The sequence below is a fragment of the Kitasatospora sp. NPDC054795 genome, assembly GCF_053611565.1.
Map to the genome: position 1 here is coordinate 1 of NZ_JBSHAP010000222.1, position 7,989 is coordinate 7,989.

Consider the following 7,989-nt stretch of genomic DNA (forward strand, 5'->3'; position numbering starts at 1 on the left):
ACGGTACGCCGTCCACCGGGGCCCACCCGTCCGGGACTCCTGGGAACCCGGTGGCGGATCAACTGCCGTCCGGGGCGCCGGTGAACCGGAGGACGCCGTCCTCGATCGGGTCGGACAGCAGGACCTTCCGGTCGTGCCGGTAGTCCATGACCATCCGCCACGGGAAGTCCCGCCCCTGGCGCGGCATCGCGTCCTTCGCGCGCCGGACGTAGCCCGACGAGAGCTCGTCGACGACGCCGCCCCCGGTCGCGTTGGCCGCACGGTCGACGGGCACGGCGACGGTCCGGCCGGTGGCGTCCATGTGCTTGAGCAGCCGCACCAGGTAGGCCGCGGCGACGTCGACCTTCAGGGTCCACGAGGCGTTGGTGTAGCCGAAGACCCACGCCAGGTTGGGGACGCCCTCCAGCATGACGCTCTTGTACGTGCAGACGTCGTGCAGGCCGCGCACCTCGCCGTCGACACTGATCGACGCGCCGCCGAGGGCCTGCAGGTTCAGGCCGGTGGCCGTGACGACGACGTCCGCCGCCAGCTCCCGGCCGGACGCGAGCCTGATGCCCGTGGCGGTGAAGGTCTCGATGGTGTCCGTGACCACGGAGGCCCTGCCCTCGCGGAGCACCGTGAAGAGGTCGCCGTCCGGTACCGCGCACAGCCGCTCGTCCCACGGGTCGTACCTCGGGCTGAAGTGGGCCATGTCGAAGCCCTTGCCGACCCCGCGGCGCACGCCCGCCAGCAGCAGCCCGCGCACGGCCCGGGGGAAGCGCCGGGAGGCGTTGAAGAGGAGGCGCTGCAGCCTGATGTTGCGCCTGCGGGTCATCCGGTGGACCAGGGGCGCCGCCAGGATCTTCCGCTGCCACGCGGTGATCCTGTCGATCGACGGCAGCGAGAAGACGTACGACGGGGAGCGCTGCAGCATCGTCACGTGCTCCGCCGTGCCCGCCATCGCCGGAACGAGGGTCACGGCCGTGGCGCCGCTGCCGATGACGACGACCTTCTTCCCCGCGTGGTCGAAGTCCCGGGGCCAGTGCTGCGGGTGGATCCGCACGCCCTCGAACTGCTCGATGCCGGGGAACTCGGGCAGGTGGCCCCGGTCGTAGTCGTAGTAGCCGGTGCAGGTGACGAGGAACGAGCAGGTCCAGGTCTGCCGCTCGCCGGTCGCCTCGTGCAGCGCGGTCACGGTCCACTGCTGCCGCTCGCCCGACCAGTCCGCGGCCAGGACCCGGAGCCCGTAGTGGATCGACTCGTCGACGCCGTACTCCCTGGCGGTGGCCGCGACGTAGGCGCGGATCGACGCGCCGTCGGCGAGCACCTGGAGCCCGTCCCACGGGCGGAACTCGTACCCGAAGGAGAACATGTCCGAGTCCGAGCGGACGCCGGGGTAGCGGAAGAGGTCCCAGGTGCCGCCGATGCCGTCGCGGCGCTCCAGGATCGCGAAGTCCCGGTCCGGAAGCTCCCGGCGCAGGCGGCAGGCGACGCCGATGCCGGAGAGGCCGGCACCGATGATGAGGACGGTGGCGTGGTTCGCGGTCATGCATCCACTGTCGCCCACCGCGCGGGCGCGGGTACCGTCTTTCCCCGACCGTGTCCGTTCAACGGCCTGTCAGGAAGCCGTTTCCGCTGCTGCCGAGTTCTCGGCGGCCACGCTCGCCCGCCACTCGTCGAGCAGCTGAAAGAACGCCTCCAGCGGCGGAACCACACCAGCGTTCCGCTCGATGAACTGGTACCAGCTGAGACTCATCGGCCAACCGCGCGTCCAGCACAGCCACTGCTGAAACGGGCCGACAGGATCGAAATCGAACCGCTCGTCGACCCCGTGAATCCGCAGGGCAAGGCCGTACCCCGAGAAGAGCAGGCCCAAGTCGTCCAGCGAGCCGTTGCGCACGAACATGCCGGGCCGCTGCCGCACCTGTTCAAGGACGTCATAGATGTCCCGCCACTCATCGAACGGCTTGGGCTTCGGTCGGTCTCCAAGATCAGCTGACACCCGCCCACTCTACGTTGACGAGCCCGAAACGAGATACGACTTGTCACACCGGACAGGGAGATCAGATGTCCGCTCACAGGCCGTCGGCGCGCCGGCGCGGGCCGGGCAACAGCTCCGGGGCCGCCGCGGGCCCGGTCAGCCCCGGAAGACCTGCCACGCCGTCGACGAGGCATCCTCACGCGTCGCCCAGTGATTGAGCGGAAGCGCCGGCAGGGCGGCCATCGAGGGGTCGCTCTCCAGCAGGTGCGCGGCATGGACCAGCCTGGGGCCGCCCTTCCACCAGCGCGGCTCGGTCCCCGAGAACGCCTGCCAGTCACCGTCCTCGTCGAGGTAGACACTCACGACGGGCTGCCCGCGATGCACTCGCTTCGACACGAACATCGGCTCGTCCGGGCTGAGGGTGTACACCGGACCGCAGTCCTTGTGCGACTCGACGGTCACGACGTCCTCCTTGGCTGATCAGGCCCCCATCACAGCACAGGTCCGCCCGGCCGCCTCAGCCGGGGGCGAGCTCCGCCGAGGGCAGTCGCCCGGCCCCGGCAGGTGACATCCGGTTCGACGGCCCGACTTGAGCGACGGGGTCGAGCCGGCCTGGACGCAAGCCGTAGGGTTGCCGTGTGACGGATGAGCTGTTGTTGGAAACGACGCAGGTTGGCGGGGCCGACGGGGCGGGCTGCCCTCGGTGCGAGGAGACGACAGAGATCACCGTGTTCCGCGAGCGGTACCGGCCCGTGCTCCGGGGCCGGGGTGTCGTGCGGTTCCTGGCGGCGGTGGTGCTCCTCGTCCTGGCCGCGAAACCGCTGCTCGGTGGGCACGCTGCAGGCGTGGTGCTGCTCGCCCTCGGCGTGCTGTCCGCCGCGTCGTGCGCGCGGGCCGTGGCACGGGCCCGCTCCGGTGGGCCGGTCGATGTCGCCCACTGCCACCACTGCGCCACCCGGTTCACGCGAACGGCGTGATGGGCGAGGCGCACACGCGCCCAGGCCACAGGCGTTGACCGCTCCCGGACGGGCGACCTGTGGTTCTCCACCGGCATCGAGGAGTCGGGGAAGGCGCAGGTCGGTTACGTCCTCCGCCCGTACGACGAGGGGCTGTACGGGGAACGGAACCACGGCGAGCCGGTCGCGCGCGCACCGAGACGCCGGAGGAGGTCGTCGCCCTCCCGGTGGCCACCCTCCCGGAGGGCCTCGGCCCGACGACCTGAGGCGACGGACGCGGAGAACCGCGATCAGCACAAGGGGCTTCCGCTGCACGGGAAGTCGGACCGACCGACCGGCCGGCGGCCCGGCGCCGCGACCCCGGAGAAGTCGTCGGCCCCGGAAAGCCGATCGGCGCCGGAAAACCCGTTGGTCACGGCAGCCCCACCAGTGGTAAACATGTGACATGTTACAAGGCACTCGCATCACCCTCCGGGCCCGTCACGACGCCGACCTCCCGGTGCTCCTGGCCGAGCTGTACGACGACGTGGCGACCCGCTCGCGGGCCGACTCCCGCCCCTGGCGGCCCATCCCCCCGGGCTCGGCGGACTCCCCGTACGTGGTCGCCGGGCCGTCCGACGAGGCGGCGTGCTTCTCCGTGGTCGAGACGGCCTCCGGGGAACTGGCCGGCGAGGCGCTGCTGTGGGGCATCGACGCCCACAACCGCAGCGCCCACGTGGGCCTCGCCCTGCTGCCGGGCCACCGGGGCCGCGGGCTGTCGCCGGACGTCCTGCGGGTGCTCTGCGACTACGCCTTCCCGGTGCTCGGCCTGCGCCGCCTGCAGCTGGAGACGCTGGCGGACAACGCCCCGATGCTCCGGGCGGCCACCGGCGTCGGCTTCACCGTCGAGGGGCGGCTGCGCCAAGCCGCCTGGGCGTACGGGGAGTTCGTGGACCAGATGGTGCTCGGACTGCTGGCCGAGGAGTGGCGGGGGTGAGCGAGGGCCCGTCCGGGCTTCGGCCCCTCCCGCACGGCTGGACCAACCGCACCGAGGGCGACGGCACCGTCGTGGTGAAACGCTACGAAGGGCCGGACGCCGAGGAGCGGCGCCGGCGCGAGCACCGGCTGCTGACCCTGCTGCACGGGCTGCTGCCGGTTCCCCCGGTCCTCGGCACCGAGCCGGGCGCCATCACACTCGGCCACCTGCCCGGAGTGCCCGCGCAGGACCTGCTGGACGCCGGGCACGGCGCACAGGTCCTGGCCGCCTGCGGGCGGGTGCTGCGACGGCTCCAGGCCGTCGACCCCGGCGTGGCCGGCGACGGTCCGGCGCCCCCGGGGTCGGTGCTGGTGCACGGGGACTTCGGGCCCAACAACCTGCTGCTGAACCCGACGACCTTCGCCGTCACCGGCCTGCTGGACTGGGAGTTCGCCCATCTCGGCGAGCCGGTGGAGGACCTGGCCTGGTGCGAGTGGATCGTCCGCATGCACCACCCGGCCCGGGCGGGCGCCCTGCACCACCTCTTCGACGCGTACGGGCAGCCGGTGCCGCCCTGGCCGCGGCGCCGGGCCGCCATGCTCGCCCGGTGCGCCCGGCTGGAGGAGTTCTGCCGCCGGGGTGCCCCGGACGGGCCGGGGGTGCGGCAGTGGCAGGAGCGCGGGCGCCTGACGGCGGACTGGCCGGAGCGGCCGGGGCCGCCCTCCTGACCCCGGCGGGGCGGCGTTCCAGGCCCGCGTGCCAGGGGTCGTGACGAACTGTGAACGGATCTGGCGCCCGCCTTCACCGTTCCGATACGGTCTGGACCAATCAGCGGCCGATCTTCCTCCGGCATCGGTCCGCCGCGCTCCGAAAGCCCCCCGGGAGTCGTCATCAGCGCCCAGCCCGTCCCCGTCCCGCTCACGCTTCCGGCGCTCCTGGACCACCGGGCCGCGCTTCATCCCGAACGCACCGCGCTGCTCGTGCCCGGCGGCGGGAGCCTCACCTACGGCCGGTGGCGCGAGCGGGCGGTGCGGGCCGCGCACGGGCTGGCCCGGGCGGGCGTGCGGCCCGGGGACACGGTGGCGCTGCTGTTCACCAACCGGGAGTGGGACGGGTACGCCGTGGCGTTCCTGGCCGCCCACTACGCGGGCGCGGCCGGGCTGGTGATCCGCGAGGACCTGGCCCCGGCCGATGTGGAGCGGCTCGTCGAGGCGGCCGGGGCGCGCTGGGCGGTCGCCGGGAACGGCCCGCGCACCACGCTGCCCACCTTCGCGCTCGACGGCCTCGACGGTCCGCTCGACCCGACGGACGGCGCCCCGGACGGCGCCCCGGACGGCGCTCCGCTCAACGCCCCGGCCGGGATCGAGCCCCCGCACCGGGTCGACCCCGGCGACCTGGCCCAGATCATCGGGACCTCCGGCACCACCGGCACCCCGAAGGGTGTCCGGGCCGCGCACGCGAGCCTGACCGCCGGCCTGGTCCTCAACCCCCGACCCCGCCCGTACGCGCACTCACGGCACGCGGTGCACGCCTTCCCGATCGGCACCAACGCCGCCCAGGCGGTTCTGGTGAACGCGCTGACCGCGCAGCCCACGACGATCTGTCTGCCGCGCTTCGACGCGGAGGAATTCGGGCGGGTGGTCGAGGAGTTCGGCGCGGGCACGGTCTTCCTGGTGCCGTCGATGGCGGTGGAACTGCTGAACTCCGGTACGGCCGGCCGCCGGGACCTCGGCAGCGTCCTGCTGGTCGGTTCCACCGCCGCCGCGCTGCCGCCGGCCGTCGCCGCCGGGCTGAGCGCCGCGCTGCCGAAGGCGACCGTCGTCAACACCTACACCTCGGCCGAGGCCTCCCCCGCCCAGATCTCCGCGATCGTGGACCCTGGCCGACCCGGCTCGGTGGGCCGCCCGACCGACCCGGCCGACCTGCGGATCCTGGACGAGGCCGGGGAGCCGGTGCCGCCCGGCGGGACCGGCGAGATCTGGCTGCGTCAGCCCGGGCCGCCGCGCGGATACGCCGGGGCGGCCTCCGACACCGTCTTCCGGGACGGCTGGGTGCGCATGGGCGACCTCGGCAGGCTGGACGGGGACGGTTTCCTCCACCTGGTCGACCGGGAGACCGACATCGTCAAGTCCGGTGCGCTGAAGGTCTCGACGCTGCGGATCGAGGCCGTGCTGCACGAGCACCCGCAGGTCGCCGACGCGGCCGCGCTCGGTCTGCCGCATCCGGTGATGGGCCAGGTGCCGGTCGCCGCCGTGGTCCCGCGGCCGGGCGGAATCGATCCGGACAGTCTGCGGCTCTTCCTGAGCGAGCGGCTCGCCAGGCCCGAACTTCCGGTGCGCATCCTGGTGGTGGACTCCCTGCCCCGCAACCCGAGCGGCAAGGTGGTCAAGCACGAGCTGCGGACCGCGTTCGAGGAGCCCGCCCCGGTGACGGGAAGGGCCCCGGAGACGGAGCGGGAGCTCGCCCTGGCCGACCTGTGGCGGACGGTGCTGGGACGGCCGGTCCGGGCGGTGGAGGACGAGTTCTTCGCCCTCGGCGGGGACTCGTTCCGCGCGGTCCAGCTGGCCGCCGCGATCTCCGCCGAGTTCGGCGTGGCGGCGCGCACGGCGCTGGTCTTCGAGCGCCCCTCGCTCCGCGCCCAGGCGGCCTGGCTGGAGCGGGCCGAAGCCTCGGCGGCCGGGACGGTGGAGCGGTCCGCGGCCGAGGTGTCGGACTTCCTCCGCTCGCTGCGCGCACAGCCGCACGACCTGCCGCTCACCTCCCAGCAGGAGAACTTCCTGCGCTGGATGGCCGAGGCCCCGGGCCGCAACGTCGGCGCGGTGGCGGTGATGTTCCGGGTGACGGAGGCCCTGCGGACGGACGTCCTGGCCGACGCCCTGCACGAGGCGATCCGCCGCCATCCCGCGCTGCGGACCAGGTTCGTCCCGGTGCCCGGCGCCGAACCGGGGGTGCTGCGGGCTGTCCTGGACGACGAACCGCACGCGGACGTGGTGCTGGTGGAGGCGCCCGGGGCGAGCGACGACGAGGTGTCGGCGCGGCTGGTCGCTGTGCGCGACCGGCCGACGGACGTCGCGGCGGGGCCGATGACCAGGCTGGCCGTGGTGAGCCGCGGGCCGGAGGACCACGTCGTCCTGCTGGCCGTCCACCACCTCGTCAGCGACGGCTGGTCGCTGGGCGTGCTCCTGCGCGAGCTGGGGGTGGCGTACTCGGCGCTGCGCCACGGGCGCCGGGTGCCGGCCGCCCGGCCCGGCCCGGAGTACCGCGAGCTGGTGGAGTGGTCGAACACCCACTGGCCGGCGTCCCGGACGCACTTCGCGGCGGCACTCGCGGACGCGCCCGTCGCGATCGACCCCTTCCCGGGGCGCCGGCACACCGAGGTGGTGCTGAGCGCCGCCCACGCGTTCACGCTGCCCCCGGAGGCGGCGGACGCGCTGCGGGCCAGGGCGGCGGAGCTGGGGGCCACGCCGTTCCTGGCGGTGGCGGCGGTCTGGAGCGGCCTGCTGGCCGCCCGCAGCGGACAGCCGGACCTCGTCCTCATGACGCCGGTGCCCGGCCGGACCAGGCCGGAGGCGGAGCGGGCGGTCGGCTGCTTCGTGCAGTCGCTGCTGGTGCGGGTGGACGTGTCGGGCGCGCCGGGCTTCGCCGAACTGCTCGACCGGGTCCGGTCCGCCGCCACCGCCGCGCTCGACCACCAGCTGTACCCGTTCGCGGAGTTCAGCCCGCTGGTGCCGTTCGCGGCCTGGCTGAGGTACGAGAGCTGGAGTGCGCCGGCCCAGCTGCCGGGGGTGGCCTGCGCGGCCTGGGAGCTGCCCCGCAACGCCACGGTGCCGTACCCGCTGCCGGGCGGTGACCGGCACGTCCCGGAGCTGGCGGTCACCGAGCAGCCCGACGGCGCGCTGCGGTGCTGGCTGCGGTACAACGAGCACGCCTTCGAGGCGGGGACGGTGTCGGCGCTGGCCGACGACCTCGCCGCGGCGCTGGCCGGGGCCGGGGCGGCCGGAGTCTGACACGAGGAAGGCGGGGGTGGGGGGCGGACAGCCCCACCCCCCCCACCCCCCCCCCCCCCGCCGACCCCGCCCGCGCGGGCCCCGCCCCCCCCCCCAAACACCGACAGCGCG

General features: G+C 74.2%; 7 protein-coding genes. 4 read left to right on the plus strand and 3 right to left on the minus strand.

The features are described 5' to 3' along the window. Positions 1-58 precede the first annotated feature (58 nt). The 3 genes from ACWGJO_RS40205 to ACWGJO_RS40215 all read right to left on the minus strand — a co-directional run bounded on the left by ACWGJO_RS40205 (position 59) and on the right by ACWGJO_RS40215 (position 2,422). Positions 59-1,528 (minus strand): flavin-containing monooxygenase, encoded by a 1,470-nt coding sequence (locus tag ACWGJO_RS40205; RefSeq protein ID WP_452190712.1) that lies wholly within the window; start codon positions 1,526-1,528, stop codon positions 59-61. Between the two features lie 69 nt (positions 1,529-1,597). After that, complete coding sequence (locus ACWGJO_RS40210) at positions 1,598-1,981, minus strand: hypothetical protein (protein ID WP_452190714.1); 384 nt, start codon at positions 1,979-1,981, stop codon at positions 1,598-1,600. Positions 1,982-2,116: 135 nt separating this feature from the next. After that, positions 2,117-2,422 carry a hypothetical protein gene (locus ACWGJO_RS40215; protein WP_452190716.1) on the minus strand — a complete coding sequence of 102 codons (306 nt, stop codon included), beginning with the start codon at positions 2,420-2,422 and terminating at the stop codon, positions 2,117-2,119. Between the two features lie 176 nt (positions 2,423-2,598). On the opposite strand from ACWGJO_RS40215, the gene ACWGJO_RS40220 reads away from it, so the two are divergent. The 4 genes from ACWGJO_RS40220 (at position 2,599) to ACWGJO_RS40235 (ending at position 7,878) form a co-directional block, all read left to right on the plus strand. After that, a complete protein-coding gene (locus ACWGJO_RS40220; RefSeq protein ID WP_452190718.1) occupies positions 2,599-2,937 on the plus strand; it encodes a hypothetical protein in 339 nt (112 codons plus the stop codon). A 424-nt stretch (positions 2,938-3,361) separates the two neighbouring features. Further along, positions 3,362-3,892, plus strand: coding sequence for a GNAT family N-acetyltransferase (locus ACWGJO_RS40225; protein WP_452190720.1), 531 nt, complete (start codon positions 3,362-3,364; stop codon positions 3,890-3,892). Beyond that, complete coding sequence (locus tag ACWGJO_RS40230; RefSeq protein ID WP_452190722.1) at positions 3,889-4,599, plus strand: phosphotransferase family protein; 711 nt, start codon at positions 3,889-3,891, stop codon at positions 4,597-4,599. The genes ACWGJO_RS40225 and ACWGJO_RS40230 overlap by 4 nt, the downstream gene beginning before the upstream one ends. Before the next feature lie 207 nt (positions 4,600-4,806). Continuing rightward, a complete protein-coding gene (locus ACWGJO_RS40235) occupies positions 4,807-7,878 on the plus strand; it encodes an AMP-binding protein (protein WP_452190724.1) in 3,072 nt (1,023 codons plus the stop codon). Positions 7,879-7,989 lie beyond the last annotated feature (111 nt).